23 protein-coding genes and 2 pseudogenes are annotated in these 26,487 nt (G+C 70.5%); 5 read left to right on the top strand and 20 right to left on the bottom strand.

What is annotated here, in order from left to right:
- Nucleotides 1-56 precede the first annotated feature (56 nt).
- Both V1460_RS10295 and V1460_RS10290 read left to right on the top strand, forming a co-directional pair.
- Entirely contained in the window at nt 57-536 is a 480-nt protein-coding gene (locus V1460_RS10295) for a cation:proton antiporter regulatory subunit (protein WP_338673444.1), read from the top strand.
- Between the two features lie 4 nt (nt 537-540).
- On the top strand, nt 541-1,770 hold the full coding sequence (locus V1460_RS10290; RefSeq protein ID WP_338673443.1) for a cation:proton antiporter: 1,230 nt from the start codon (nt 541-543) through the stop codon (nt 1,768-1,770).
- Nucleotides 1,771-2,168: 398 nt separating this feature from the next.
- Here V1460_RS10290 and V1460_RS10285 read toward each other — a convergent pair whose 3' ends face one another.
- The 5 genes and pseudogenes from V1460_RS10285 to V1460_RS10265 all read right to left on the bottom strand — a co-directional run bounded on the left by V1460_RS10285 (nt 2,169) and on the right by V1460_RS10265 (nt 7,356).
- On the bottom strand, nt 2,169-3,068 hold the full coding sequence (locus V1460_RS10285) for a universal stress protein (protein WP_338673442.1): 900 nt from the start codon (nt 3,066-3,068) through the stop codon (nt 2,169-2,171).
- A gap of 470 nt (nt 3,069-3,538) precedes the next feature.
- Nucleotides 3,539-4,414, bottom strand: a complete 876-nt coding sequence (locus tag V1460_RS10280) for a universal stress protein (RefSeq protein ID WP_338673441.1) — start codon at nt 4,412-4,414, stop codon at nt 3,539-3,541.
- A 569-nt stretch (nt 4,415-4,983) separates the two neighbouring features.
- Nucleotides 4,984-5,712, bottom strand: a complete 729-nt coding sequence (pflA, locus tag V1460_RS10275; protein ID WP_338673440.1) for a pyruvate formate-lyase-activating protein — start codon at nt 5,710-5,712, stop codon at nt 4,984-4,986.
- A pseudogene (locus V1460_RS10270) lies at nt 5,709-6,284 on the bottom strand (glycine radical domain-containing protein); the annotation flags it as partial. The pseudogene V1460_RS10270 and the gene pflA, both read right to left, overlap by 4 nt.
- A gap of 205 nt (nt 6,285-6,489) precedes the next feature.
- Nucleotides 6,490-7,356, bottom strand: a complete 867-nt coding sequence (locus V1460_RS10265) for a universal stress protein (protein WP_338673439.1) — start codon at nt 7,354-7,356, stop codon at nt 6,490-6,492.
- A 343-nt stretch (nt 7,357-7,699) separates the two neighbouring features.
- On the opposite strand from V1460_RS10265, the gene V1460_RS10260 reads away from it, so the two are divergent.
- The 3 genes from V1460_RS10260 (at nt 7,700) to V1460_RS10250 (ending at nt 10,000) form a co-directional block, all read left to right on the top strand.
- The gene (locus V1460_RS10260; RefSeq protein ID WP_338673438.1) at nt 7,700-8,572 is read left to right on the top strand and encodes a universal stress protein; all 873 of its coding nucleotides are present in this window, start codon (nt 7,700-7,702) and stop codon (nt 8,570-8,572) included.
- A gap of 353 nt (nt 8,573-8,925) precedes the next feature.
- On the top strand, nt 8,926-9,165 hold the full coding sequence (locus V1460_RS10255; RefSeq protein WP_338678384.1) for a hypothetical protein: 240 nt from the start codon (nt 8,926-8,928) through the stop codon (nt 9,163-9,165).
- 133 nt (nt 9,166-9,298) lie between these two features.
- Nucleotides 9,299-10,000: a CBS domain-containing protein gene (locus V1460_RS10250; protein WP_338673437.1), complete on the top strand. Its 702-nt coding sequence runs from the start codon at nt 9,299-9,301 to the stop codon at nt 9,998-10,000.
- Nucleotides 10,001-10,239: 239 nt separating this feature from the next.
- Here the strand turns inward: V1460_RS10250 and V1460_RS10245 are convergent.
- The 15 genes and pseudogenes from V1460_RS10245 to V1460_RS10175 all read right to left on the bottom strand — a co-directional run.
- A pseudogene (locus V1460_RS10245) lies at nt 10,240-10,653 on the bottom strand (hypothetical protein); the annotation flags it as partial.
- A gap of 216 nt (nt 10,654-10,869) precedes the next feature.
- Nucleotides 10,870-11,064, bottom strand: coding sequence for a hypothetical protein (locus tag V1460_RS10240; RefSeq protein ID WP_338673436.1), 195 nt, complete (start codon nt 11,062-11,064; stop codon nt 10,870-10,872).
- A gap of 192 nt (nt 11,065-11,256) precedes the next feature.
- Complete coding sequence (locus V1460_RS10235) at nt 11,257-12,780, bottom strand: YfcC family protein (protein ID WP_338673435.1); 1,524 nt, start codon at nt 12,778-12,780, stop codon at nt 11,257-11,259.
- Complete coding sequence (locus tag V1460_RS10230; protein WP_338673434.1) at nt 12,777-13,730, bottom strand: carbamate kinase; 954 nt, start codon at nt 13,728-13,730, stop codon at nt 12,777-12,779. The genes V1460_RS10235 and V1460_RS10230 overlap by 4 nt, the downstream gene beginning before the upstream one ends.
- Before the next feature lie 34 nt (nt 13,731-13,764).
- Nucleotides 13,765-14,766: an ornithine carbamoyltransferase gene (gene argF, locus V1460_RS10225; RefSeq protein WP_338673433.1), complete on the bottom strand. Its 1,002-nt coding sequence runs from the start codon at nt 14,764-14,766 to the stop codon at nt 13,765-13,767.
- A 64-nt stretch (nt 14,767-14,830) separates the two neighbouring features.
- The gene (locus V1460_RS10220) at nt 14,831-16,054 is read right to left on the bottom strand and encodes an arginine deiminase (RefSeq protein ID WP_338673432.1); all 1,224 of its coding nucleotides are present in this window, start codon (nt 16,052-16,054) and stop codon (nt 14,831-14,833) included.
- A gap of 305 nt (nt 16,055-16,359) precedes the next feature.
- A complete protein-coding gene (locus V1460_RS10215) occupies nt 16,360-16,506 on the bottom strand; it encodes a hypothetical protein (protein ID WP_338673431.1) in 147 nt (48 codons plus the stop codon).
- Nucleotides 16,507-16,801: 295 nt separating this feature from the next.
- On the bottom strand, nt 16,802-18,391 hold the full coding sequence (locus tag V1460_RS10210) for a multicopper oxidase family protein (RefSeq protein WP_338673430.1): 1,590 nt from the start codon (nt 18,389-18,391) through the stop codon (nt 16,802-16,804).
- A gap of 71 nt (nt 18,392-18,462) precedes the next feature.
- Nucleotides 18,463-18,909 (bottom strand): DUF6153 family protein, encoded by a 447-nt coding sequence (locus tag V1460_RS10205; protein ID WP_338673429.1) that lies wholly within the window; start codon nt 18,907-18,909, stop codon nt 18,463-18,465.
- A 102-nt stretch (nt 18,910-19,011) separates the two neighbouring features.
- Nucleotides 19,012-19,347, bottom strand: coding sequence for a metal-sensitive transcriptional regulator (locus tag V1460_RS10200; protein ID WP_338673428.1), 336 nt, complete (start codon nt 19,345-19,347; stop codon nt 19,012-19,014).
- Complete coding sequence (locus tag V1460_RS10195; RefSeq protein WP_338673427.1) at nt 19,344-22,145, bottom strand: heavy metal translocating P-type ATPase; 2,802 nt, start codon at nt 22,143-22,145, stop codon at nt 19,344-19,346. The genes V1460_RS10200 and V1460_RS10195 overlap by 4 nt, the downstream gene beginning before the upstream one ends.
- A 302-nt stretch (nt 22,146-22,447) precedes the next feature.
- Entirely contained in the window at nt 22,448-22,714 is a 267-nt protein-coding gene (locus V1460_RS10190) for a metal-sensitive transcriptional regulator (RefSeq protein WP_338673426.1), read from the bottom strand.
- 53 nt (nt 22,715-22,767) lie between these two features.
- Complete coding sequence (locus V1460_RS10185; RefSeq protein ID WP_338673425.1) at nt 22,768-23,670, bottom strand: sulfite exporter TauE/SafE family protein; 903 nt, start codon at nt 23,668-23,670, stop codon at nt 22,768-22,770.
- Complete coding sequence (locus V1460_RS10180) at nt 23,667-24,251, bottom strand: rhodanese-like domain-containing protein (RefSeq protein ID WP_338673424.1); 585 nt, start codon at nt 24,249-24,251, stop codon at nt 23,667-23,669. Before V1460_RS10180 ends, V1460_RS10185 begins: the two co-directional genes overlap by 4 nt.
- 178 nt (nt 24,252-24,429) lie before the next feature.
- Entirely contained in the window at nt 24,430-25,818 is a 1,389-nt protein-coding gene (locus tag V1460_RS10175) for a rhodanese-like domain-containing protein (protein WP_338673423.1), read from the bottom strand.
- Nucleotides 25,819-26,487 lie beyond the last annotated feature (669 nt).

Genomic DNA, 26,487 nt, shown 5'->3' with positions numbered 1-26,487 from the left:
AACAGTCGGGTGCCGAGTCGTACGACGCGGCTTCAAGACGGACGGGATGGGTTCGGGTGGACGTCAACGAGGTGCTGCTGCCCGGTGTGGGGCTGCTCTACGAGTTCGTCAACCGGGAAGGCGACAGGATCGGTGTGGTCGCGCAGCGCTCGGGGAACTTCGAACTGGCGGTCTACGGAGAAGCTGACCCGGACCAGGCGCGGGCCGTCTTCCGGCTCACCGGCGAGGAGGCCGACGTCCTCGCCGAGATCCTCGGCGCACCACGCATCGCCGAGCGGTTCGCGGATCTGACCAGGGAGGTGCCCGGCCTCAGCGCTGGACAGGTCGAGGTCCCCGCCGGCACCCCGTTCGTCGGCCGCGCGCTGGGAGAATCCAGGGCACGGACACGGACGGGCGCGTCGATCGTGGCGATCGTTCGTGATGAGGAAGTCATTCCCTCCCCGGGTCCGGAGAAGGTCCTGAGTGCCGGGGACGTACTGGTGGTGATCGGGACCCGAGAGGGGATCGCCGCGGTGGAACAGCTCGTGCGGGGCTGAGCGGATGCGCATCTCGGTCGCCCTGCTGCTGGAGCTGGGCGTCATCCTCACCTTCCTGAGTCTGCTCGGCGCGCTGGCGCGACGCTTCGCGCTGTCCCCGGTCCCTTTGTACCTCCTGGCGGGCCTGGCACTGGGCGAGGGAGGAATCGCTCCGGTCCCGGCAGCCGGTTCGTTCGTGGAGACCGGTGCGGGCATCGGGGTCGTGCTGTTGCTGCTGGTGCTCGGTCTCGAGTTCACGGTGCCGGAGTTCGCGGTCAGTCTGCACCGTCACCTGCCCTCGGCATGGGTCGACCTCGTGCTGAACGCGACCCCCGGTGCGGTGGCGGGATGGCTCCTCGGACTGGGCGCCGGAGGAATGCTCGCGCTCGCCGGGGTGACCTACATCTCCTCGTCGGGCATCATCGCCCGGCTCCTGGGCGACCTGCGGAGGATGAGCAACCGGGAGACTCCGGCAGTGCTGTCCGTTCTGGTGCTGGAGGATTTCGCGATGGCCGCGTATCTTCCGCTGCTGGCCGTCGTGGCCGCCGGCGGCACATGGCAGCAGGCCCTGCTGGGAGTGCTGCTGGCCCTGGGTGCGGTAGCGGCCGCCCTCACCATGTCCTACTGGTGGGGGCATCATCTGGGGCGACTGCTGTCGGACCCGGACGCGGAGCAGCTGTTGCTGCGCGTCCTGGGCGTGACACTGGTCGTCGCGGCCCTCGCGGAGGCCGTCCACGTCTCGGCGGCAGTCGGCGCCTTCCTGGTCGGGCTCTCCCTCACGGGCGAGGCGGCCGACCGGGCACGGAAGGTACTGAGCCCGCTGCGAGACCTGTTCGCCGCCGTCTTCTTTCTCGCCATCGGCCTGTCCATCCCGCCGGAGTCACTGCTGCCGGTACTTCCGGTCGCCCTGCTCCTGGCCGTGGTCACCGCCGTGACGAAGGTGGGGTCCGGTTGGTACGCGGCACGCCGCGAGGGCGCGGGACGCCGGGGACGGCTGCGTGCGGGAACCGCGCTCATCGCCAGGGGCGAGTTCTCCCTTGTCGTCATCGGCCTCATGGGCGCCGGCCATAACCGGCTCGGCGCCCTCGTGGCCGCCTATGTCCTCCTGCTCGCCGTGACCGGCCCCGTCATCACCCGATTCACCGGACCGCGTCCCTCCGCTGTGAAGCGCTCACCACGCCACGGCACGCCCGTGCCCTCGTCCGGAAGACGGCGCCGTGGCGGTAGCCCGGCGGCGGAACCCAGTCGCCGTTAAGGCCCGGAGCACAAGGTCCCGGCGGCGCCGGGGGCAGCAGGGCCCAGCTGCCCGGTCGAGGCCCGGCCGCCGCGGAACGAGCAGCCCGCGAAGCGGAACTGCGCAGCCTTCCCGTTCACTTGGCACACCCCTGGGCCTTGCAGCCGTGCTTTCGGCCGCAGGACGTGACGGACTCCTTGTGCTGGCGTCCCGCGCCCACTGGCACAACGGAGTCGTAGGAGAACCGATCGGTCACGGCCAGGACGGTCGGTGTCCCGGCCGTCGGCCCTCCCGTTCGGAGGACACCGGTAACGGTCTCGGTGATCCGCTCCGCGAGGCCGTTGGCCGTTCGACCACGACGGACGCTTCCCCCGGACAGCCCTCGCCCGGCCGGCCGCGTGGAGCTGGAAGAGCTCGCTTCAGTCGTGGGCGATGACGGCGACGGGTGCGGTGGCGTGGTGGAGCACCGCGTGGGTGACGGCGCCGATGTGCGAGCCGAAGGGGTTGCGGCGTACGCGTCGGCCCACGACGACGAGGGAGGCGTCGCGGGAGGCGTCGATCAGAAGGGTGGCGGCGCTGCCCGGGCGGGACGCCTCGACGACCTCGACGTCCGGGTACTTCTGGCGCCAGGGACGCAGGGTCTCGGCGAGTGCATCGGCCCTCTGGCGGGAGAACTCCTCGTGGTGCTCGAAACCGGAACCGACGGTGTAGACGGCGTAGGGCCACGTGTCCCAGGCCCGGACCGCGTACAGGGCGGTCTTCCGGCGCTGCGCCTCCTCGAAAGCGAAGGCGATGACGGTGTCGTCGGGGTTGTCGAGGCCGAGGACGACGGGCCGGAACGCGGTGGCGGCGGACGGAACGCCGGCAGGGTCCGTGACGTGCTCGTCGGCGGCCTGTTGCCCGGCACGTACCAGGACCACGGGCGCCTCCGTCCGGGCGATCACAGCCTGTCCGACGGAACCCACCAAAAAACCGCCGAGCCCGCTCAGCGCCCGGGACCCGAGGACCAGCAACTCCGCGTCACGGGCGGCTTCCACCAGGACCTCGGCCGGCGTCCCTGTACGCTGCTCGGCACTCACTTCGACATCCGGGTGGCGCAGCCTCAGCCCCTCGGCGGCCTCGCGGAGGATCCGCTCGGTCCAGTGCTGGTGGGTCTCTTCTCCCAGGAGCGGTGCCTGAGCCACCGGCTCCGGCACCGGCACCCACACCTGGACCAGCCGAACCGGCAGTTCACGCAGTTTCGCCTCACGCGCCGCCCACTCCGCGGCGGCCCCGCTTTCGGCGGATCCGTCGATTCCTACGGTGATAGTGCGGGCCATGTCTCCTCCTGCTCCTGGGTCGGGTGTTGCGGCTCCAGCATCGCGTTCGGCAGGTTCTCGGCGGAGGGGCCATCGGTCCCCCGCTGGGGCCGGTCGGCCCCAGCGGGGGACCGATGGTGTTGCGCAGTGTCCGTTGCCGCGACGACCGAACGCGGGTCCGACAGGCACAGAGCCGACGACGGCAACGCCGTCACCACGGTGCCCGCAGCACGCGCCCGATACCGCGTATGCCCGACGTGAACGACCGGTCCGCCCAGGATGCGCCGATCGCGCGGGAGGCGGGCTCGGCTCGGGCCGACCGCGACGTGACGGCGAAGGTGAGGGGCGAGCCCCGCCGGCCCACACCGGGAACGCGCCGAGGTGTGTACACACGGGCAACGAGGGCTCAGGACTGTCCCCCGCGCTGTGTCTTCTCGGGTGTCCGGCGACGACGAGCGGTCGCGCATGACGAGGGGGTGCGGGCGGCGGCCCTACCTGGGGGGACAGTCGTGAGGCACGACAGCCACGGGGGCTGTGGCATGGTGCAGAACGGCGTGGGTGACCGGGCCGAGGCGCCGCAGGCCCTCCTCGTGGCTGCGCCGCCCGACGACCACCAGGTCGGCACGGGCGCTGTTGGACAGCAGGACCTCGGAGGCCGAGCCGATCTCGAAGTGCTCGATGACCTCCACCTGGGGGTACTTGTCGCGCCACGGCTTGAGGGTGTCGGCCAGGATTTCCCTGTTGATCTGCTCCAGACCGTTCGCCTCGTCGACCAGATACAGCGAGCCCGGGCTCCAAGCGAGGGCCGTCGGGATGCTCCAGGCGTGTACGGCACGCAGCGTCGCTCCGCGTTCGGCCGCGGCGGAGAAGGCGAACTCCAGGACCGAGTCACCGATCTGCCCGGGTTCGACACCGACCATCACTTCCGTGGCCTGCTGAGGCGCGCCGGGGTTCGGCTTTCCGACCATGACGACCGGCCCGGCTGCCTGGCGCAGCACCTTCAGCGATACGGAACCGATCAGGTATCCGGTCAGGGTCCCGTATCCGCGTGACCCCAGCACCAGCATGTCGGCGCGTGCGGCCTCGGCGAGGAGGGCGGGCACCGGGTCCTCGCCGAGGAGCTCGGTGGTGACGTCCATGGCCGGATGCTGCCCGACCACGCGGGACCGGGCCTCGTGGAGCATGTTGCGCACCCACCGCTCCTCGGCCGTCCGGTCTCCGACGTACACCACGTCGGTGGAGCGCCAGACCCAGGCATGGACAAGTCGCAGGGACGATCCCCGGCGCTCAGCCTCCCGCGCCGCCCAGTCCGCCGCCGCGGCGGCGTGGTCGGTCCCGTCCAGTCCTACGGTGATGATGCCAGACATGTTGCCTCCCGATGTTGCTGCTGAGAGCGGGGCCCAGTGGACGTGATGACGTGAGCTTCACACGGGGCCGGCGTACGGCATCGGGGCCGATCGTCCCTCATGCGAGCCTGAACAGCCCTGGTTGTGCTGTCCGCGCCCCGTACCGGTCTCCGGCCGCGGTGGATGCCGTGATCGCCGGAAGGGCCGCCCCGGGAAGCTGATGTCCCATGGCAGCGGTGACGCCCGGCCCGGCGGTCTCTCTGTCCGCGTCGGCGGGGGTGCCACGCGCTCGGAGGCGGGGATCACTGTCACCGGAGACGTGCCGCGCCACAACCGCAACCCGTCCGTGAGCGTGCTCGCTTCACGCAGTGCCCGACTGACGTGGTGGCCGGGGTCGGCGGTTGCAGAGGCGTATCCGGCAGCGACCGCAGCGGCTCAGCCGTGGACGACTCTGAGCCCTACCGCGCGAGCGGGGCGGCTTCGAACGCGTGGGCGCTCAACCGGTCGCGCGGCCGACCGAGATTGCCGGCCTCGGCCGACGGCATCGGAGCGGCCGCAGGCGTACAGAGCGGGCAGGGAATGCCGGTGCCTCACAGTGCTCGGAGTCCGTGGGCGCGGAACTGGTCGCGCACGCGGTCGACCAAGGCTCGGTCCGGAACGGGGTTGTCCCGGAGGAGGAAGGGGATGCCGAGCGCGTCGTACTTGGGTGCGCCGAGTTTGTGGAAGGGAAGGACGTCGACCCGGTCGATGTTGTCCAACTTCGTCAGGAAGCCGGCGAGGCCGTCGATGGCCGTGGGGTCGTCGGTCCAGCCGGGGAGGAGGACGTAGCGGATCCAGGTGGGGACGCCCAGTCGGTTCAGCCGGGTGGCGAAGTCGAGAGTCGGGGCGAGGCGGCCATTGGTCAGACGGCGGTATGCCGCGGCGTCGAAGGACTTGATGTCCAGCAGGACGAGGTCGATGTCGGCCAGGAACGCGTCGTCGGCCCTGCTGCCGAGGGCGCCGGACGTGTCCAGGGCGGTGCGCAGGCCGAGTTCCTTGCACCGCCGCAGCACTTCGGCGGTGAAAGCGGGCTGGAGCAGGGGCTCACCTCCGGTGACGGTCACTCCTCCGCCGGCCAGATCGGTGAACCGGCGGTACCGCTCGACGCGGGTCATCACCTCGTCCACGGTGACCTGCTGCCCGTCGCGCAGGTGCCAGGTGTCGGGATTCGCGCAGTACAGGCAGCGCAGCGGACAGCCGCTGAGGAAGAGGACGAACCGGGTTCCGGGTCCGTCCACTCCGGTGGACAGGTCCCAGGAGTGGATACGGCCGGTGGTCATCGCGCACCATGGAACGTGCGGTTGATGACGTCGAGCTGCTGTTCCCTTGTGAGCCGGACGAAGTTGACGGCGTACCCGGAGACGCGGATGGTCAGGTCCGGGTGGTTCTCCGGGTGCTCCATGGCGTCCTGGAGTGTGGCCCGGTCGAGCACGTTGACGTTCATGTGGAAGCCGCCCGCGGCGGTGTAGGCGTCGAGGATCCCGACCAAGTGTCCCGCGCGTTCCGCCGGATCGTGTCCCAGGCCCTCGGGGGTGATGGTGGAGGTCAGGGAGATTCCGTCGCGTGCCTGGTCGTAAGGGATCTTGGCGACCGAAAGGGCGGACGCGACCATGCCGTGGCGGTCGCGGCCGTTCATCGGGTTGGCCCCCGGCGCGAAGGGCGTGCCGGCGTTGCGGCCGTCGGGGGTACTCCCGGTGTGCTTGCCGTACACGACGTTCGACGTGATGGTGAGCACCGACTGAGTGTGTTCGGCGTTGCGGTGGGCGGGGTGACGGCGCACCTTGGCCATGAAGGAGCGGACCAGCTCGACGGCGATGCCGTCCGCGCGGTCGTCGTCGTTCCCGTAGGCCGGCCTTGTCATGCCGGGCCCACAGGGCAGGTGGACCTGGTGGCGCCAGGGACCTCCCGCCCTCCCCAACGGGTCACGCGGCGCCTTTCGTCGTCCTCGCCGAAAGAGGCGGGGAGTTACCCGTTTGAACGGATCGGCTGCCCAGCCCGCCCTGGGCGGACGCCGGACACACGGGCGGCGTCGACGTGCGTCGCTCAGCCGTACCCGTTCAGTCGTGCGGTACGACCGCGACCGGCGCCAGGCAGTGGTGCAGGACCGCGTGGGTGACGGACCCGATGTGAGTGCCGATCCGTGCCCGGCGGACCCTGCGGCCCACGACGACGAGCCGGGCGTCGTGCGACAGCTCCATCAGGTCCTGCGCCGGCCGGCCTTGGCGGCAGTCGCGCACCACCGCCACGTCCGGGAACTTCTCGGTCCAGGGGGCCAGCGCCTCGTCGAGCGCCCGTCGCGTGTCTTCGGCGACCTCCGTCATGAGCAGCGGCGGTATGCCGACCAAGTCGGGTCCGTAGAGCGCCGGGACGGCCCACCGGTGCACCACGCGCAGTCCGCAGCCGTACCGGTCCGCAGCGGCGAAGCCGAAGGCGAGCAGCTCGTCGACGGCGGCGGACACGTCCAGACCGATGACCACCTCCCCCGTACGCTCCTCGGACTCCAGGGGGTCGTGCGGGCGGACAAGGACGACCGGGCGCCGCGTGCGGGCGAGCACCGCCAGGGAGACCGACCCTGTGAGGAATCCCGCCAGGCCGCCCAGACCACGGGAGCCGAGCACCAGCAGTTCCGCTTCCTCGGCGGCAGCGCACAGCTCCTCCACCGAGTCGCCTGCCACCCACGTCGCCTCGACGTCCAGGCCCGGGTGGCGGCGCCGCAGCCGCCTTTCGGCGGTGGCGAGCGTGCGCTCGCCCCATCCGCGTGCCGTCGCCGGGTCGACCAGACGCGTGCGCGGGTCCTCGTCGATGCTCCATGCCCGGAGCAGCCGCAGCGGCACCGCGCGGCGCAGTGCTTCCTGGGCGGCCCACTGCGCGGCGGTGAGGCTTTCCTCGGATCCGTCGAGGCCGACGGTGACGGTGCGGGACATGGGGACTCCGTGAGTCTGGCGGCCGGGAGGGCCGGATGCGGCATACGCGGGCTGACTTCAGGGGCCCGAAGATCACCGTCCGGCGCTCCGGGGCGTTGCTGGGCGGGCCTGCCCCTCCACAGTGATCAGCCGGGACGGCGCGCACAGGGGGCCGGAGGTCCCTGCTGTGGGCCAGGAGGCCTCACGGCCGCGCATCACCGGCCAGGCGGCCACGACGCCGTGACCGAACGGCAGGGAGACAGGGCCGATGGGCCCTCGGCGGACCACCGCCTCCTCACGGAGGCTGGGGACAGGAAGCACAGCCGAAGCGGCCATGCCCGTCGAACCATATGGAGGCACCCTCATGACCAGCGCCATCACCGTAGGAGTGGACGGTTCGGCGGAGAGCCTCGCAGCGGCGGACTGGGCGGCACGCGAAGCGGAGCTGCGCGGGATGCCGCTGCGTATCGTGCACGCCTGGCTCTGGCAGCCCCTGGACGTCCCCGTCGTCCAGGACAAGGAGACGCAGGCCAAGTCCGCCCTCGCTGTGCTCCGCGAGGCCGAGACTCACGTCGCCGGCCGCCACCCGGCTCTCACGGTCACCGCCGAGATGGTCCAGGACACCGCGGTCACTGCCCTGCTGAGGGAGGCCGAAGCAGCCGAGATGCTGGTATTGGGTTCGCGGGGGCACGGGGCGTTCGTCGGCTTCCTTCTCGGCTCCTACGGTCAGCAGGTGATCGCCGCGGCGAAACGGCCCGTGGTGTCCGTGCGCGCCCGCGACGGTCGGACGCCTCGGGCGGAGGGCGGCGAGATCGTCGTGGGCCAGCAGGGCACGCCGGAGGACAGCGACGCGGTGCTCGGCTTCGCCTTCGAGGAGGCGGCCGCACGCGGCGCGGCCCTGCGTGCGGTACGGGCCTGGAGCCTGCCGCCGGTCTTCGCCTACAGCCCCGGCTCGATGCTCCTCGCGGACGAGGCCGGAGGGCTGGAGCCGTTCGAGAAGAAGGCCCTGGCAGAGGCGCTCGCCCCGTGGCGAACACGGTTTCCCGACGTCCCGGTGACCGAGCACGTCGAGATCGGCAGCGCGGGACAGGTACTGCTGTCCACCGTGTCGGACGCGCAGTTGCTCGTGGTCGGCCGACGGACGCGCTGCGCGTCCGTCGGTACCCGCATCGGGTCGGTCGCCCACGCCGCCCTGCACCATGCCCCCTGCCCCGTCGCTGTCATACCGCACGACTGACAGCCTCCTCGTGGCGGGGACTTGTCACACGGCCGGTCCCCGCCATGAGAACGACACCGCGCGGACCGCCGAAGCAGCGGCCTCCCGGTGAGGAACACGGGCCGGGCGAGTTGGCTGACTCAGCAGGAGTCCAGGACACAGCAGTCGCCTGCCCCCAGGAACGCGCATCAGTCCACCCGGTTGCTCATGACACCGACGACCGCGGTGTTGGCCGGGTGACATCTGGACGCGCACTGGCATCGTTCACGAGAGCACGCGGCAGGTGACGTCCGAACCCGAGTCGAAGAGACATTCACGACAAGTGCCCGTCCAGACGTCGCCTGGATCGAAGCGCGAAGGAGCCCGGCGGCCTGTTGCCGAGCTCCTTCGCGTTCTTCATAAGCCGGGAAGTGCCGACCGCGGCCTGCTCAGCTCTGGCGGAGCACCAGGCAGTGGCTGTTTCACCGGTTCGCATCCGTGTGTGGGACCGGCGTCAGCCCCGCGGGCGGCCTTCCCGCGCGGTCTACGAGACCCGGCCGCTGTCGTCCGTCAACGAGTGCATCGACGAAGTGCTCGACGGCCGGGTCAAGGCACGCATCGTCTTCGACATGTGAAGCACCCCGGCCCCCCGCGAAGTGCTCACACCACATCCGCGCCCCCGAGACCCGTTCCACCACTGCGGGGGACAAAGGCCGTGATGCCGTGGGCGGCGGGCGAGAGCTACTCAGGCGAATGGAGACGAGAACCGTGGTGAAGCACCGGACGGTGGGCGAAGTGATGACCGGCGAAGTGGTCCAGGCACACCCCGGCACTTCCTTCAAGGAGCTGGCCCACCTGCTTACTTCCCACCACATCAGCGGTCTGCCGGTGGTGGACGATGACGACAAGGTCATGGGCGTGGTCTCCCAGACCGACCTCACCCGGCGACAGGCGGCACTCGTCCGGACCGGGTCCGGCCGGGACCGCGTGCTGCGGGCCCTGAGGCGGATCGCTCACGCGCGACCCACCGCAGGACCGGCGCTGACGGCCGGCGGGCTGATGACCAGTCCCGCGGTCACCGTGCATCCCGAGCAGCGTGTGGTCGACGCGGCGCGCATCATGGAGCGCCGCCACATCGACCGACTGCCCGTGGTGGACGAGGAGGACCGTCTCATCGGCATCACCACACGCCGCGACCTCCTGCGCGTCTTCCTGCGCACCGACGAGGAGATCCACGAAGCCGTGGCCGGTGTGGTGTACCCCCTCGGTCCCGCACACGACGCCGGCAGGCTTCACATCGATGTCCGGGACGGGATCGTCACCATCGAGGGCGTCGCCGGACCGGAGATCAACACCACGGCTCTGGTTCGGGCCGCCTGGCGCGTCGACGGCGTCGTCGGGGTGGTCAACCGGTTGACAGCCGACAGGCGAGACGACTCGCCTGCGCCGCGCAGGCCCCCTTCTCCTTGAAGATGCCCGGGAGGCGGACGGAGGGGTACGGAGCCGATTGCTGCACAGCCGGTCGAGCTGCACCACAGGCGTACCGCGCCCGGCGTTCGAGTGCGCGGCATCTGGCGGCGGGCCTGCTGAACTGTACGCAGGCAGGGCGGCGACGGCGCTCTGTCCGTGCCGCGGGTCGGGTGAAGCCGTGCCGGGGTGCTGCGGCGGCCTGTCGAAACATTCAGCGTTGCACGATTCGGACGGTGGGACTATGCCGAATGTCGGCCGTTGCTCCAGCTCCAGTCGGTTGCTTCGGGCAGGTCGGTGCCGTGTTCACGGATGAAGGCGTGGTGGTGGGTGCGGGCGTCGGCCATGGTCTGGCGCATACCCACGACTCGTACGGCAAGGCCGGGCACGCGGTCGATCACGTCCATGACGAGGCGGTAGCGGTCGAGGTCGTTGCGTACGACCATGCCGAAGGGCGTCGTGGTGGTGCCCATCTCCTTGTAGCCGCGTACGTGCAGGGTTCGGGTGGCCGGTGCGGCCGCGAGAATCTCCTGGGTGAGGACGTCACCGGCGCAGGCCAGGACGACATCCGAGCCGTGGGTCCCGTCCTCGGTACCTGCCCATTCCCACACGCCGGCTTTGCGGGCGCAGTGGGCGCGGGCGTCGTCGAGGGAGAGCCGGTTGCGCCGCGCCCGCCGTGCCCCACCGCGGCCGACCAAACGGCATGACAACGACAACAGCCCCGACGCCGGGCGTGGCGCCGAGGCTGTCACCGCACCGGTCCTGCCGTCGGGCGGCGGGCGGCGGGCGGCGGGCGGCGGAACAAGCTCACCTGCCGTCAGGCGCCTTGGGCCCACCGCTGGGAAGGATGGCGCCGGTGTGGACCCGCGGACTCACGACGTCTTCCCGGAATGGGAGTCATGGCCGTACATGTGCGTGGCGGCGACCAGGGCGAGCATGCCGACCGCCATCATGATCAGTCCCACCAGGGGGCGGTCAGCGCCCTCCCATTGCCAGTCGACGGCGAACACGAGTATCGCGCCGAGCCCGATCGATGTGATGGCTCCGATGGCCAGCAGTCCGGGCATGGGCCCACCTCCTTGAGCGGCTGATGGGCACCCTGCCCCTGCCGGATCACACTGTCGCCGAACAGGAGTGCGGCGCCCAGGGGCCTGATGGCCCGTCCGGCACAGCCATGAGGCCCGTACCGCGGTGGACACAGCGGTGGGCCGGCGGGCCGAGTGCATCGGTTCCGCCGGCCGGGGACATCAGAACCGAACTCAGCTCACGGCCGCGCCGAGCGCCAGGAAGCCGGCGACCGTCACCAGCAGCATGCCCATGAGGGGTGCCATGAAGCGCAGGTACTGGTCGTAGCGGACCTTGGCCAGGGCGAGGCCGCCCATGACGACGGCGGAGGTGGGGGTGATGAGGTTCACCCATCCCGAGGCCGACTGGTAGGCGGTGACCACCAGGGCCCTGCTGACTCCGGCGAAGTCGGCCAGCGGCGCCAGGATCGGCATGGCGAGGGCCGCGTGGCCGGAGGAGGAGGGGACGAAGAACGCCAGGGGGAGGTTCACCCCGAACATCAGGACGGCGAACACGCTGGAGGACGTGCCGGACACCGCCTCGTGCAGGGCGTCGAGGATGGTGTCGGTGACGCTGGCGTTGTTCATGATGACGGTGACGCCCCTGGCCAGCATGACAATCATCGCCGCGCCGATGAAGTCTCCCGCTCCGGCGGTGATGGCTTCCGCGGTGCCCTTCTCCCGTAGTTCTCCGATCAGCCCGACGAGGATGGCCGCGACGATGAACAGGGCGGCGAGCTCGGGGAAGTACCAGCCGAGTGTGGGCAGGAAGGTGATGTGCAGATCGGCCCAGGGGACCACGGCGAAGATCATGAAGAGGAAGGTGGCCGCGAAGAGGCCCAGGACGATGCGCTGACGACTGGTCAGCTCCACCTGTCCGCCGCCCTCGGCCTGGAGGCGGTTGTCGTCCTCGGTGAACGGTGTCAGGGAGCGGGTGGGGTCGGCTGTGATGCGGCGGGCGTAGCGCAGCACGTACGCGGCCGCCAGGGCCGTCAGGCAGGCCCACATCGCCAGACGGAGCAGGATGCCGTCTCCGGTGCCGATGCCGGCACTATCGGAGGCCACTCCGGTGGCGAACGGGTTCACGGTGGAGGCGAGGGTGCCGACTCCGGCGCCGACCATGATGACGGTCGCGGCGACCATGCGGTCGTAACCCAGGCCGAGCATCAGGGGGATCATGAGTCCGTAGAAGCCGAGGGTCTCTTCCGCCATGCCGTAGGTGGTGCCGCCGAGGGAGAACACCGCCATGAGGACGACGAGCAGCATCGCCCGGTGGTGGCGCAGGCGTTGGGCGAGGCGGGCCACTCCGGCGGTGAGAGCGCCGGTGCGCATGGTGACGGTGATGAAGGCGCCCACGGCCAGGATGAAGAGGAACACTCCGGCGGCGCCCGCGAAGGCGCCGGTGGTCCCGGGTGTGGTGAGACCGCTCTGGGCGTCGGTGACGCCGTACAGGCCGTTGACGGGTGCGAGGAACAGGTCCTTGAGGCGCTCCCAGAAGCCGGTGGTCACCTCCACCGGCCGGTAGGTGCCGGGGATGGGGCTGCCGTCCTTGGTTTCGTAGCGTCCGGCGGGGAGCACGAAGGTCAGGGCCCAGACCGCGACGGTGACCGCTATGAGGACGGTGAACGCGGAGGGGAAGGCGAAACGCCGTCTCGCCGGCGCGGTGCCGGCATTGTCGGCGGCGGGCTCGGGGGCCACGAGAGGTGTGTCGAGGCTCATGTCAGGTCCTCATGGGCGTCGGGGCGGCGGTCGAGGTCGCGGCCGGTGGGTGTGACGACGGTGCCGGAGGTGCCGGCGAGGATGGTGCGGGCGTCCTGGAGGGCGCCGATGGCGGCCGTGCCGCCCGTGAGTTCCACGAACCGGCACACGGCGTCGACCTTGGGACCCATCGTTCCCGCCGGGAAGCTCAGGGTTCGGAGCGCTGCGGGGGTGGTCCGTCCGATGGGTTCGGCGTCGGGGGTGCCGTAGTGGAGCGAGACGTGGGGGACGTCGGTGAGCAGCAGCAGGGCGTCGGCGTCGAGCGCCTCGGCCAGGAGGGCCGCGGTGAGGTCCTTGTCCACCACCGCTTCGACGCCGGTCAACTGCCCCTGCTCGTCACGGATGACCGGTACGCCGCCGCCTCCCGCGCACACGGCCACCGCTCCCGACTGGAGCAGCAGCCGGATGAGCCGGGTCTCCACGACCCTCTGGGGGCGGGGCGAGGGGACGACGCGCCGCCAGTGCGTGCCGTCCTGTTTGACCGTCCAGCCCCGCTTTCCGGCCAGGCGTTCGGCTTCCTCCTGGTCGTAGACGGGGCCGACGAACTTGGCCGGGTCGGCGAAGGCCGGATCCGCTGCCGAGACGAGGGTCTGATTGAGCAGGGCGCACACCTGGCGGCCGGGCAGGGCGTTCTGCAGGGACTGCAGGAGCCAGTAGCCGATCATGCCCTGCGTCTCCGCGCCCAGCACGTCGAAGGGGTAGGGGCTGGTCAGGGAGGGGTCCGCGGCGCTTTCCAGGGCGAGGACGCCGACCTGGGGGCCGTTGCCGTGGGTGATCACCAGCTCGTGTTCGCGGGCGAGCGGGGCGAGGGCCGCCACGGCGGCGCGGACGTTGGCGAGCTGTATGTGGGCGTCCGGCCGCTCCTCGCGCCGGAGCAGTGCGTTGCCACCCAGGGCGACGACGACACGCATGAGTGTTCTCCAGGGGATGGGGGGGCCGGTGGGGTCAGTCGGCGAGGGTGGCGACCAGGACCGCCTTGATGGTGTGGAGCCGGTTCTCGGCCTGGTCGAACACGATGGAGTGCGAGGACTCGAAGACCTCGTCGGTGACCTCCAGCGCGGTCATGCCGGTGCGGGCGGCGATCTTCGCGCCGACGGTGGTGTCGCTGTTGTGGAAGGCCGGAAGGCAGTGCATGAACTTCACCCGTGGGTTCCCCGTCGCCTGAAGGACGGCGGAGGTCACCTGGTAGGGCTTGAGCAGGGCGATGCGTTCGTCCCAAAGCTCCGGCGGCTCACCCATCGACAGCCAGACGTCGGTGTAGAGGAAGTCGACCCCGGCCACGCCTTCGTCCACGTCCTCGGTGAGCGTGATCCGCGCGCCGGTGCCCGCCGCCACCTTGCGTGCCTCCTCGACCACGTCCAGTGCGTTGTGCAGGGCGCTGGGGCCGATCATGCGTACGTCCATGCCGAGCATCGCCGCGGTGATCAGCAGCGAGTTGCCGACGTTGTTCCGTGCGTCCCCCAGGTAGGCGAAGGACACCTGGTTCAGCGGCTTGTCGGTGTGTTCCCACATGGTGAGGATGTCGGCGAGGGACTGGGTGGGGTGCCACTGGTCGGTGAGCCCGTTCCACACCGGCACGCCGGCGTACTGGGCCAGTTCCTCCACCAGGCGCTGGTCGCTGCCCCGGTACTCGATGCCGTCGTAGTAACGGCCCAGAACCCGGGCGGTATCCTTGACCGATTCCTTGTGGCCGAGCTGTGAGCCGGCGGGATCGAGGTAAGTCACGTGTGCGCCCTGCTGATGGGCGGCCACTTCGAACGCGCAGCGGGTGCGGGTGGAGGTCTTCTCGAAGATGACGGCGATGTTCTTGCCGCGCAGCCGCTGCTCCTCGCATCCGCTGCGGCGGGCTGCCTTGATTTCCGCGGACAGTTCCAGCAGGTGGCGGAACTCCTCCGGGGTGAAGTCGAGTTCCTTGAGGAAGGTGCGCTGGTTCAGGTCGACGGGCATGCTCGAACTCCTGGGTGCGTGTCAGAGGTGTGAACGGGGTGGATGCTGAGGACGCCAAGGTGCGTCAGGCGGCTTCTCGTTCGATGGGACAGCTCATGCACCGCGGGCCGCCGCGGCCTCGGCCGAGCTCGCTGCCGCGCACGGTGATGACCTCGATGCCGTTCTTGCGCAGGTATGTGTTGGTGGTGACGTTGCGCTCGTAGGCGACGACCACTCCGGGCTCCATGGCAAGGACGTTGCAGCCGTCGTCCCACTGCTCCCGCTCGGCGGAACGCACGTCCTGGCTGGGTGTGAGCACGTTGATGGACGGAAGGCCCAGGGCGTCCGCGATGGCCTGGTCCATGTGCTCGGGCGCGTGGTCCGTGATCTTCAGCCCCTGCCCGCCCGTCCCAGGTTCGATCGTGGCGGTCGGCAGCATGCCCAGGCCGGCGTAACGGGTGAAAGTGTCACCGCTGACCATCGTCATCACGGTGTCCAGGTGCATGAAGCTGCGGCGCTTGGGCATGTTGATCGCCACCACCCGCCGGGCGGAGCCCGCGGCGAACATGCGCAGTGCCAGGTTCTCCACCGCCTGCGGAGTGGTGCGCTCACTCATGCCGACGAGCACGGCGCCGTTGCCGATGACGAGAACGTCGCCGCCCTCGATGGTGGCGGGGTAGGTTCCCTCGCCGTCGGTCCACCGGTGGAACTCGCCCTTGTCGAAGAGGGGATGGTGGCGGTAGAGCGCCTCGAAGTGGACCGTCTCCCGGCGGCGGGCCCGCTTGCTCATCGGGTTGACGCTCACACCGTCGTACACCCAGCACGATGTGTCCCGGGTGAAGAGGTGGTTGGGCAGCGGGGCGAGGAGGAAGTCGTCGGGCGCCATGGCATGGAGACGGACACTCGGTATGGTCCCGAGGCGCTGCCGCAGTTCGCCCTTGGTGACACCGCCGATGAGGCACGCGGTGAGTGCCGCCGGCTCCAGGGAGTCGAAATACGCGCGGAACCGGTCGGTGGCCAGGGCCCCGAACTCCCGCTCGTCGAAGACCCTGTCCATGATCAACTGCCGAGCGGGGGGCAGTGCCAGCGTCTCGGTCAGCAGGTCCGCGAAGAGATGGACACGCACTCCACGGTCGCGCAGCGTGTCGGCGAAGGCGTCGTGCTCCTCGCGGGCGCGCTTGACCCACAGCACGTCGTCGAAGAGGAGCGCGTCCTTGTTCGTGGGAGTGAGCCGCTTCAGTTCCAGGTCCGGCCGGTGCAGAATGACCTGTTTCAGACGGCCGGTCTCGGAGTCGACGTGAAAAGACATGAGATCCCCGTGAGGTCGGTTCGAAGTGCCGCGGAAGCAGGGCACATGACGTGCTCCCCGGCCTCAGCGCGACGCCCGGGGAGCACTTGAACCCTGCCACTGACGTCCGTCGGAACCGGGCGGCAACGGTCCTTGGCGGCAGGTCATGCGGTACCCGGCGGCGAGGACCTGTTCGGCCGGGACGCAGGGCCCTTCGGCTCTGGGGTCTGGCGGGCGGACGCGCGCAAGGGATGCGCGATCTGCGTTGCTCGGGCAGGCTGGTCGGAGCGTTCCCGGCGGCGGCTTGACCGGCACCTGTGGTTTCCTCACCTGCCGCAGCCATGGCCCACTTCAAAGCGGCGGGGCTCGTGAGCGAGGTTGTCGGCCGAGCGGGTGCGGGTGGCGTGGACGTGCCGTTTGATGTCCGCGTTCAGTAGTTCGTCGGGATTCAGCTCCGGGCTGTATCCCGGCATCAGGGCAGCTCGATCCGCTGGTGGACGACAGCTCCGCTGATCAGACCTGCGCCGACGAAGTAGCCGACGTATCAGTCCGGCCGAATCGGCGGCACGAGGAACCCCGCGATGGACGTCATGAACGACGACAACGAGTCCGCCGGGCACCTGCCGGTGCAATCTCGGCTCGCACGCCTGCGGCAGTCGGCCCGAAGGGCGCGCGGCGCCGCCGCTTGAACGCCGCTCGCCTCTCTGACCGAGTCCCGCGGCGGTGACCGGACGGCACCTGATCGACGCGTGCCGTCCGGCCGCGAGGTCATGACCGGTAGGCGATGTTCGTCATCATCCCGGCCTCACCGTGGTAGGCGTTGTGGCAGTGCAGCATCCACTGGCCAGGGTTGTCGGCGTCGAAGAAGACGGACAGCGTCTTCTTGGGCAGGATGATCGCGGTGTCCTTGCGCGGGCCCAAGTCGCTGAGCTGGTAGGTGTGGCCGTGCAGGTGCATCGGGTGCCACATGGTGGTGTCGTTGACGAAGTCCAGCCGCACCCGCTGCCCCTCCTCGACCAGGATCGGGTTGGCGTCCGGGGTGGTCATGTCGAACGGCTTGCCGTTGATGGCCCAGTTGTAGTGCATCATGCCGCCGGTGAGCTTGATCTGGTGCGTGACATCGGCCTTGGCGGACTTCAGCCGCACGTCGTCGGCAGCGCGGAGCCGGGACGCGGTCATGATCAGGCCGTCGAGTTCCTTCGGCCGTACAGTCGCCGACGGGGCAGTGCCGGAGCCGGTACGGACCAGGGCCAGGCCGCCCGCGTTCTTGCCCTCGGCCGCGGCAACCAGGGGGAAGACGCCGTCGCCGAGGGTGACCAGGATGTCGTAGCGTTCGCCCATGCCGATGAGCAGGGCGTCCACCTGCTGGTGCTGTACCGGGTAGCCGTCGGTGTGGGTGATGGTCAGCTTGTGGCCGCCGAGCGCGACCCGGTAGGCGGTGTCGGAGCCGGCGTTGATGATCCGCAGCCGCACCTTCTTCCCGGGCTTGCCAGTGTAGACGTCGGGGTCGGCCGGAATGCGGCCGTTGATCAGGTGGTACGGATACTTCACGTCGCCTGCGTCGCCGCCGAGCAGGTCACTCTCGGCGCCCATGAGCATGAACCTCGACGACATGCCGCCCGACGAGGAGGACGAAGACGGGGACGCCGCGCCCTCACCCGTGTTGTGCATGTCGTGGCCCTCCATGCCCGGGCTGGAGCCGCCGCCCATGTTCATACCGCCCATGCCCTGCCTGAGTTCGGCGAATATTTCGTCGGGGGTGCCGGTGACGCCGTCGACCCAGTCATCGAGGACGACGACCCATTCGTCGTCGTACGCCAGCGGCTCGCGCGGGTCCTCGACGATCAGCGGGGCGTACAGGCCTCGGTCGAGCTGGACGCCGACGTGCGGGTGGAAGAAGTACGTGCCGGGGGTGTCGGCGATGAACCGGTACGTGAAGTTGGCGCCGGCCCGTACCGGAGTCTGGGTGACGGGCGGCACACCGTCCATGTCGTTGCGCAGGGTGATGCCGTGCCAGTGGATCGAGGTGGTGGTCTTTCCGGGCAGTTGGTTGGACAGTTCGGCGGCCAGGGTGTCCCCGGCGGAGAGCCGGAGCTCCTTGCCCGGGGTCCGGCCGTCGAAGGCCCAGGTCTTGGCCCTGATGCCGCCGCCGAGGTCGAGCACTGCGGGCGCGGCGGTCAGGGTGGTCTTGTGCTCCTTGCCGGTGCCTGCCCGCTTCTTCTCCGCGCGGGCGACCTGGGAGCCGGAGGGGCTGATCAGGGCAGGGGTGCCGGCGGGGTTGCTGCAGGCGGCGAGCGCGCCCGCGCCGGCGGCGCCGAGTCCCGCGAGCAGGACCGAGCGTCGGTTGATGCTGTTCATGATGTGAGCCTCTTGTTCGAGCTGCGTATGGGGTCGCTGGCTTGACGGCACACGGGTGCCGTGGGCGCGGCCTAGATGCGCAGCTGGGAGAGGACCGACAGGTCGGGCGGGGCGCGGCCGATCGCCGCGGCGGACACCGGCCGGGCGTCGGCCCGGTCCGGGTCCGTCGACGGCCCGGCATGATCCTGCGGCGGCACGGGGAGCTTGACCGCGTCGGCGTTCACGGTCGCGCAGTGCTGCATGCCCAGGCTGTCGCAGGCGCCGTGCGGCGAGCTGTGAGCGGACTGACTCGCGCCGGGCACGTGCGTGTGGACGGTGGCGGAGCCCATCGGCATCGCGTCGGCGGACGAGGGGGCCATTTCCGGCATGGAGTGCCCGGTATGCGTGGCGGAGGGCGCGGAGGTGAGGGCGATCGCGGCGATCTCATGGTGGACGAGCACGGCCAGGGCGGCGCACAGGACGATGACGGCGCCGCGCGCCCAGCGCATGGCACCCGTGAGAGCCTTCTGTGTCGCCATCGCCTCCACCCGGGCTTTGCTCTCCGAGCCCCGTGAGTGGGAACTCGCCGCGCTCAATATACCCCCGCGGGGTTTCCCTGGCCCTGTGGGTCTGGGAGGCGGTCACAGACGCAGTGTGCGGCGCAGGGCGAGGGCGAGTTCGGCCAGCTTCTCCTCGCCCGCTGCCGGATCCGATCGAGCGGCGTCGGTCACGCAGTGCCGCAGGTGGTCGTCGAGCAGGCCGAGGGCGACTTCCTGCAGGGCTCGGGTGACGGCGCTGATCTGGGTGAGGACATCGACGCAGTACCGGTCGTCGTCGACCATGCGGGTGATCCCGCGGACCTGGCCCTCGACCTTGTGCAGCCGGTCGAGGTGGTCGCCCTTGTGGTCGGCGTAGCCGTGCGGGGCCGTGCCCGGTGCCGGGTCCCGAGTGCCTGGGTGGTCGGGGATGGCGGTCATCTACCCTCACCTCCCTCATTTGTCCCGCCTGCCGCAAGTGCGCGATAGCGGTCCGGGTCGGCGTCGAAGGCTGCCGCACACTGGGCGGAGCAGAGGAAGCAGGTGCCGCTGGCGGTGTCGCGCCGTTCGGCGGCGGCAGCTGGGTCGACGCGCATGCCGCACACCGGGTCCACCGTGATCGCCTCGGCGCCCCGCTGGTGGTCTTTCCCGGCCACGGGCTCAAGGTGTGGCCGCCTGCCATCACCCGCTGCGGCGTGGGCCGGGGCCCGGTCGGCAGCGGATTCGACCCGAGGCTCGACAGGCTCCACCGCGGCTGGCAGCAGTGGCGGCGCATGCCAGCGGCGCAGGCGGGAGGCGTTGGTGACCACCGACAGGGAGGACATGGCCATGGCGGCTGCGGCGATCATCGGGCTGAGGCGGATGCCCCAGACGGGGTAGAGGGCGCCGGCGGCGAGGGGGACGCCGACAGCGTTGTAGACGAGGGCGAAGAACAGATTCTGACGGATGTTGCGCATGGTGGCCCGGGAGAGGCGGATGGCGGTGACCACTCCGGGCAGGGAGCCGGAGATGAGGGTGACGTCGGCCGCTTCGATCGCGACGTCGGTACCGGTGCCGATCGCGAGACCGACATCGGCGGCGGCGAGAGCGGGGGCGTCGTTGATGCCGTCGCCGACCATGCCGACCGTGCGGCCCTCCGCTTGGAGGCGGCGGATCTCGTCTGCCTTGTGTTCCGGCAGCACCTCGGCCAGTACCCGGTCCACGCCCACCTGGGCGGCGATCGCGGCGGCGGTGCGGGCGTTGTCACCGGTGATGATGACCACGTCGATGCCGAGCCGCTGCAGAGCGGCGATGGCCTGGGCGGAGTCGTCCTTGACGGTGTCGGCGACGGCGAGGACACCGGCGTGTCGGCCGTCGACGGCGGCGAGGACGGGGGTCTTGCCCTGGGCGGACAGCTCGGCCGCGACCGGGGTGAGGGCACTGGTTTCGATACCCGCATCCGAGAGCAGCCGGGCAGTGCCGACCAGCACGTCGTGTCCGTCCACCACGGCCCGTACGCCCTTGCCGGTGACGGAGTCGAAGCTCTCCGCCGCACGCAGTGTGAGATCCCGTTCCCGGGCTCCGGTCACGATCGCGCCGGCGAGGGGGTGCTCGCTGTCCGCTTCGGCCGCCGCAACCAGCGCCAGCAGTTCGTTGACCTGGAAGCCGTCGGCCGCATGCACGTCGGTGAGGACGGGCTTTCCCGCGGTGACGGTGCCGGTCTTGTCCAGGACGACGGTGTCGAGCTTGTGCGCGGTCTCCAGCGCCTCGGCGGAACGGATCAAAATGCCCGCCTGGGCCCCCTTGCCGGTGCCGACCATGACCGACAGCGGGGTCGCAAGGCCCAGCGCGCACGGGCAGGCGATGATCAGTACCGCGACCGCGGAAACCAGGGCGAGCGTCAGGGCCGGGGTGGGGCCGACGGTGAACCACAGAGCGAAGGTGACAATCGCGATGGCGATGACAGCAGGCACGAAGTAGGCGGAGACCGCGTCGGCGAGCCTCTGAATGGGCGCCTTGGACGCCTGGGCCTGCCGCACCAGGCGGATGATCTGCGCGAGCATGGTGTCGGCGCCGACCTTGCTCGCGCGTACCCGCAGGGAGCCGGTGCCGTTGACGGTCGCGCCGATCACCGTGTCCCCGGCCCGTTTGGTGACTGGCATCGGCTCGCCGGTGACCATCGACTCGTCCACGGCCGAGGAGCCCGACAGCACCTCGGAGTCGACCGGGATCTTCTCCCCGGGCCGGATCACCACCGCGTCGCCGACCGCCACGTCCTCCACCGGGATCTCGGTCTCGGTGCCGTCGCGGATCACCCGGGCCGTGCGGGCCTGCAGGCCCAGCAGCGCCCGGATGGCTTCGCCGGTGCCGGCCTTGGCGCGGGCCTCCAGCAGCCTGCCCAGCAGGATCAGGGTGAGGATCACCCCGACCGCCTCGAAGTACACCTCGCGCACGTCCTCGGGCAGCAGACCGGGGGCGAGCGTGACGATCAGGCTGTATCCGTACGCGGCCGTGGTGCCCAGCGTGATGAGGGAGTTCATGTCCGCGCTGCGGTGGCGCAAGGTGAGCCAGCCTGTCAAGTGGATGGGCCAGCCGGTGTACAGCATCACCGGGGTGATCAGCGCCAACTGCAGCCAGTGATTGAGCATCCATCCGGGCACCCAGCCGGCGCCGAACAACTCGTGGGCCATGACGGCGAAGAGCACCGGGGCGGTGAGTACGGCGCCGACGGCGACCCGGCGCGTCAGGTCCGTGATCTCCGCGCGCCGCTCGGCGGCCGCCTCGGCCCCGGGCCCTCCATCGCTGGTAGGTCCCGCAGGGGTGGCGGCGGTAGCCGTTTCCTTACCGTCTCGGTCCGGGGTGACTTCCGTGGCGCCGGAACCGTCCGCCGGTTCGACCAGCAGCGTGCCGTGGATCATGTTCATTCCGCAGGCGAACCCGAACGTTCCGGCCTGGTCAGCATCGACCCGTACGGTGGTGCGAGTGAAGGCTGGCAGCCCGGCGCTGACACGCAGGTCGGGGAAGACGACCCGGTTGGTGCACTCGCCGCTCTCCTGCCGGTCGAAGACCAGTTCCACCGGAATCCCCTGGCGGACCCGGATGACATCGGGGCTGTAGCCGCCCCGCACCGTCACATCGACCCGCTGTACCCCGCCCTCGAGGTGCGCGGTGCGGGCCCGGCGCGGGCCGAAGAAGAACCACCCCATGCCGGCGATCAGCACGGCGGCAGAGATCACCACGATGACATCGGCGACACCCATGGCAATGACCTCCCTGCGTGTTCACTCCCTCCAGCCTCGCCCCTGGCTACCCCAACCAGGTAGGGGCTGAATGGTCCCGTATACAGGGGACCGAGCGGCTTCCGCCTTGCGATCGCACACCGAGGGCCGGATGGACCGATGGCGGTACCGATGGCGGTACCGATGCCGGGAGCGGCGGCGGAGAGAGGACGCCCGCGAGCAGGCGCCGGCCGAGGAGGGCCGGCGGAAGCCGGGCGCGCACGCGTCCGCCCGTAGGGCGAAGCCACGGCGGCCGGCGGATTTCCGCCGGCCGCCGTCGCGTGTCACGCGAGCGTGAGGAAGAGTTTCTCCAGTTCCTGTTCGCTCATCGGGGTCGCGCCTTCCTCGCTCTCGGCGAGGCACTGGCGCATTCCGCTGGCGATGACCTTGAAGCCGGCCCGGTCGAGGGCGCGGGAGACGGCGGCGAGCTGGGTGACGACGTCCTTGCAGTCGCGACCGGCTTCGATCATGGCGATGACGCCTGCGAGCTGCCCCTGGGCACGGCGCAGCCGGTTGAGGACCGCGGTCGCCGCTTCTTCTTCTACCTTCACCGGGCCCCTCCTCGTCGACCGCCGACTCAAGGATACCCCGTGGGGTATGACACTCAGGAGTGTGCGGCCGGATCTCGGGAGCCTACCTGGGGCGGATTCATGTCGGTACGCGGACGGCGCGCCCGTGCGGTTGCCCAGGCCACGGCCACGGCCGCAGCCGCGGCCAGTCCGGCGCCGGTCCAGGTCAGGGGGCTGGCCCAGACGGCGTGCGGCAGTTGCTGGCCGAGGACGAAGACACCCATGACGACGACGAACCAGCCGAACGCCTTGCGGAGTGTGTCCTGGGGGATGCGTCCGGCGAAGCGGCTGCCGATCAGGCTGCCGACGACGGCCGCGGCGGTCACCATCAGCGCGAGGTTCCAGTCGATCCGGACGTCGGCGAGGTGACCGGCGAGCCCGGAGAAGGACTTCATGGCGATGACCAGGAGCGAGGTGCCGACGGCGACGCTCATGGGCAGTCCGCCGAGCAGGGCGAGGGCGGGGACGACGAGGAATCCGCCGCCGGAGCCGACCAGGCCGGTGACAGCGCCGACGACGAGGCCCTCGGCGATGACGTGCTTGACGGGGAGCTCGCGGTGGACGGGCTTGGCCGCCTTCGCCTTGCCGGACTTGCGGAGCATGGCGGCGGCGGTGGCGAGCATCATCAGCGCGAACGCGATGAGCAGTGCGGTGCCGGGGATGTACTCGGCGAGTCGTCCGCCGCCATAGGCGCCGACCATGCTGACCGCGCCGAAGATCAGACCGGTGCGCCAGCGCACCCGGCCCGCGCGAGCGTGCGGGACGAGCCCCACGAGGCTGGTGGTGCCGACGACGAACAGCGAGGTGGCGATGGCCTCCTTGGTGTCCACCCCGGCCAGGTAGACCAGGATCGGCACGGTCAGGATGGACCCGCCGCCGCCGAGTATGCCCAGGCTGACCCCGATCAGGACGGAGGCCACGAGGACGAGGGTGATCACGAGCGGTCCCGCAGGGAGGCGATGACCGTACGAATGTCGGTGCGCGGGCCGCGGTTGTAGGGCAGCTTGGACAGCAGCATGCCCATGGCACAGGTGTTGCTGAGCGCGGCGAACGTCAGCCCGGCCCCGATGGCGGTGCCGATCAGGTGCACGCCCGGCACGAGCAGGCCCACGACGCCGGTGACAAGCACGATCGAACCGGCGATCAGACGGACCTGGCGTTCCAGGTCCCAGCGCGCCTCGCCCCGGTTGACCGGAGCCCCGGCCGCTTCCCAGGCCATCATGCCGCCGTCCAGGACGCGCAGGTTGGGCAGTCCGGCCTCGGCGAGCGCCTGCTCGGCCTGGGCGGCGCGGGCCCCGGATCGGCAGACGAGGACGACGTCCTGGTCGAGGTGGGCAAGGAGTTCGGCGCGGTGCTCGCGCAGGGTGTCGAGCGGGACGTTGTAGGCACCTGGGATGTGGGCGGTCCGGAACTCGCCGGCGGTGCGTACGTCCAGGAGGCGCGGACCGCGTCCGTCCTCGATCAGCTGCTGGAGGGCGGCGGGGGTGAGGCGCGCGATACGGGAGGCGTCGGTCGTCATGAGAACTCCGTCGTGGTGGGGCGACCCCGCACAGAAATACACGGGGTGAGGCATCTGGGAGGTCAGGGGCGGGCCGGTGCCCGCGCGAGGAGGGCCCGTCAGGGCAGAGGGCCTCCCCGCGGGGGGCGCCGGTGGTTCGTCGCGCCCGGGAAGGGCCGGCTCGTGGGGCGGCGGCCGGTCAGGCGGTCGCGGGGGTGTTCAGTAGCGCCCAGGCGGCGTAGCCGCCGAGGATGTCGGAGACGTCGGTGAAGCCGTGGTGGCGCAGCAGGCTCGCAGCGATCGAGGAGCGGTGGCCGCCCGCGCAGTGCAGGACCAGGGGCCGGTCGCGGGGAACCTCGTCCAGGCGGCGGGGCAGCTCACCGAGGGCGATGTGAAGGGCTCCGTCGATGAAGCCGTGCTCGCCGCGCTCGCCGCAGTTGCGGACGTCGATGACGACCGGCGGGTTGCCACCCTCCAGTGCGGTGCGGACCTGGGCGGCGGTGAGGCGGCTGGCCGGAGTGACCTCCGCGGCCAGATCGGTCAGCGCGTCGCCGGGGGAGCGCAGATAGCCGGCCACGCGGTCGAAGCCGATCCGGGCCAGACGCGTGACGATCTCCTCCTCGCGATTCTGCGGGGCGATCACCAGCAGATCCATGTCGGCGGGCAGGACGGTTCCGGCCTGCTCGGCGAACCGGCCGTCGGCCGGAACGTTGACCGAGCCGCTCAGGTGACCGGCGGCGAACTCCTGCGGGTCACGGACGTCGACGACGACGGCACCGGAGGCACGGAGGCCGACGAAGTCCTCGACGCTCAGCGGCCGGGGAGCGGCGGCCGGGTCGAACAGCCCGCGCTCCTTGCGGTTGAGCTCGGCGTCGAAGGCGAAGTAGCCGGGAGCCGCGGACTGGCCGGCGGCCACGATTCCCACGAAGTCGGCCTGTGACATGGGCACGCACGCGTAGTTGGTGGCCCGCTGCTCGCCGATGGTCGACTGCTTCTCCGTGGAGAGGTTCTTGCCGCAGGCGGAGCCGGCGCCATGCGCGGGGAAGACCCGAACCTCGTCCGGCAGGCCCATCAACTTGTTCTGCACGCTGTCGTGGAGCATGGCGCCAAGTTCCTCGGCGGTCACACCGACGGAGGCGAGCAGGTCCGGGCGGCCCACATCCCCGATGAACAGGGCGTCGCCGGTGAGCACGCCGTACGGGACGCCGTCCCTGCCGTGCTCACGGACAAGCACACTGATCGACTCCGGGGTGTGGCCGGGTGTCTCCATGATCTCCAACGTGACGTCACCGAGGCTGATGGTCTCGCCGTCGGCAAGGTGGCGGATGGGGTACTCGGTCTCGGCGCGACGGCCGTAGCCGATCCACGAGCCGGTCTCGGCCGCCATCTCCAGGTGTCCGGCGACGAAGTCGGCGTGGAAGTGGGTGTTGATGACGCCGACCACGGCGAAGCCGTGGGCCTCGGCGTCCGCCAGGTACTCCGAGACGTCCCGGCGGGGGTCGACGACCACGGCCTGGCCGGTGGTCTCGTCGGCGATCATGTAAGACGCCTGCGAGAGGCAGTCGAGGTAGTACTGGGCGAAGAACACGGAAACCTCCGTAAGAGATGGCTCTGATACCCCTGGGGGTATTTGAGAGGTCAAAAGGTGACCCGCTCCCCGAAGGGGCGGGCGCGTGAGCGAGGAAGGTCAGACCGACCTCGGGGCGGACCCCGTCACCACCGGGCGACCGATGTCGACCCGACCCCGGGCCCCGCCGGCGACGGAAAGGGCGTCCAAACCGGCGACGGCGAGCCGGTCCGCGGCCCACCGACCGCGGTTGCCGCTCGCACAGATCACGTACATCTGCCGCCCCTGGACACATGAGGTGGAGCGACGACCGGGACGGACAGCGGGGCGAGTCGCTCACCGGGCACATGTCGCGCCCGGCACTCCTGCGACTCCCTCACTCCGACGGCGACGGCGCCTGCACCCCAGGCGGCGGCAAAGGCTTCCGGGTCCTTTTCACGAGTCATGGCGGGATTCCCTTCTAGATACCCCCCCGGGTATTACACCATCGACCATAAAGGGCCACCTTCGCGCTTGTCAAATACCCCCCTGGGTATCGGATCGCCATCGACTCCCCCGAGGCACGGAACAGACCCGCCCGAACGCCGGCTGGACGCGCCATATACCTCCATGGGTATACGGGAGGAGAGTGGAACCCAAGCCGACCGCCGAGCTGACCGAGGAGGACTTCGAGGGCACCGGCACGGGCTC

Origin of the sequence: Streptomyces sp. SCSIO 30461 (assembly GCF_037023745.1) — a bacterium.
Lineage (GTDB): Bacteria > Actinomycetota > Actinomycetes > Streptomycetales > Streptomycetaceae > Streptomyces.
Note: the sequence above shows the minus strand (reverse complement) of the source record. Positions and strands in the feature narration are given on the sequence as shown.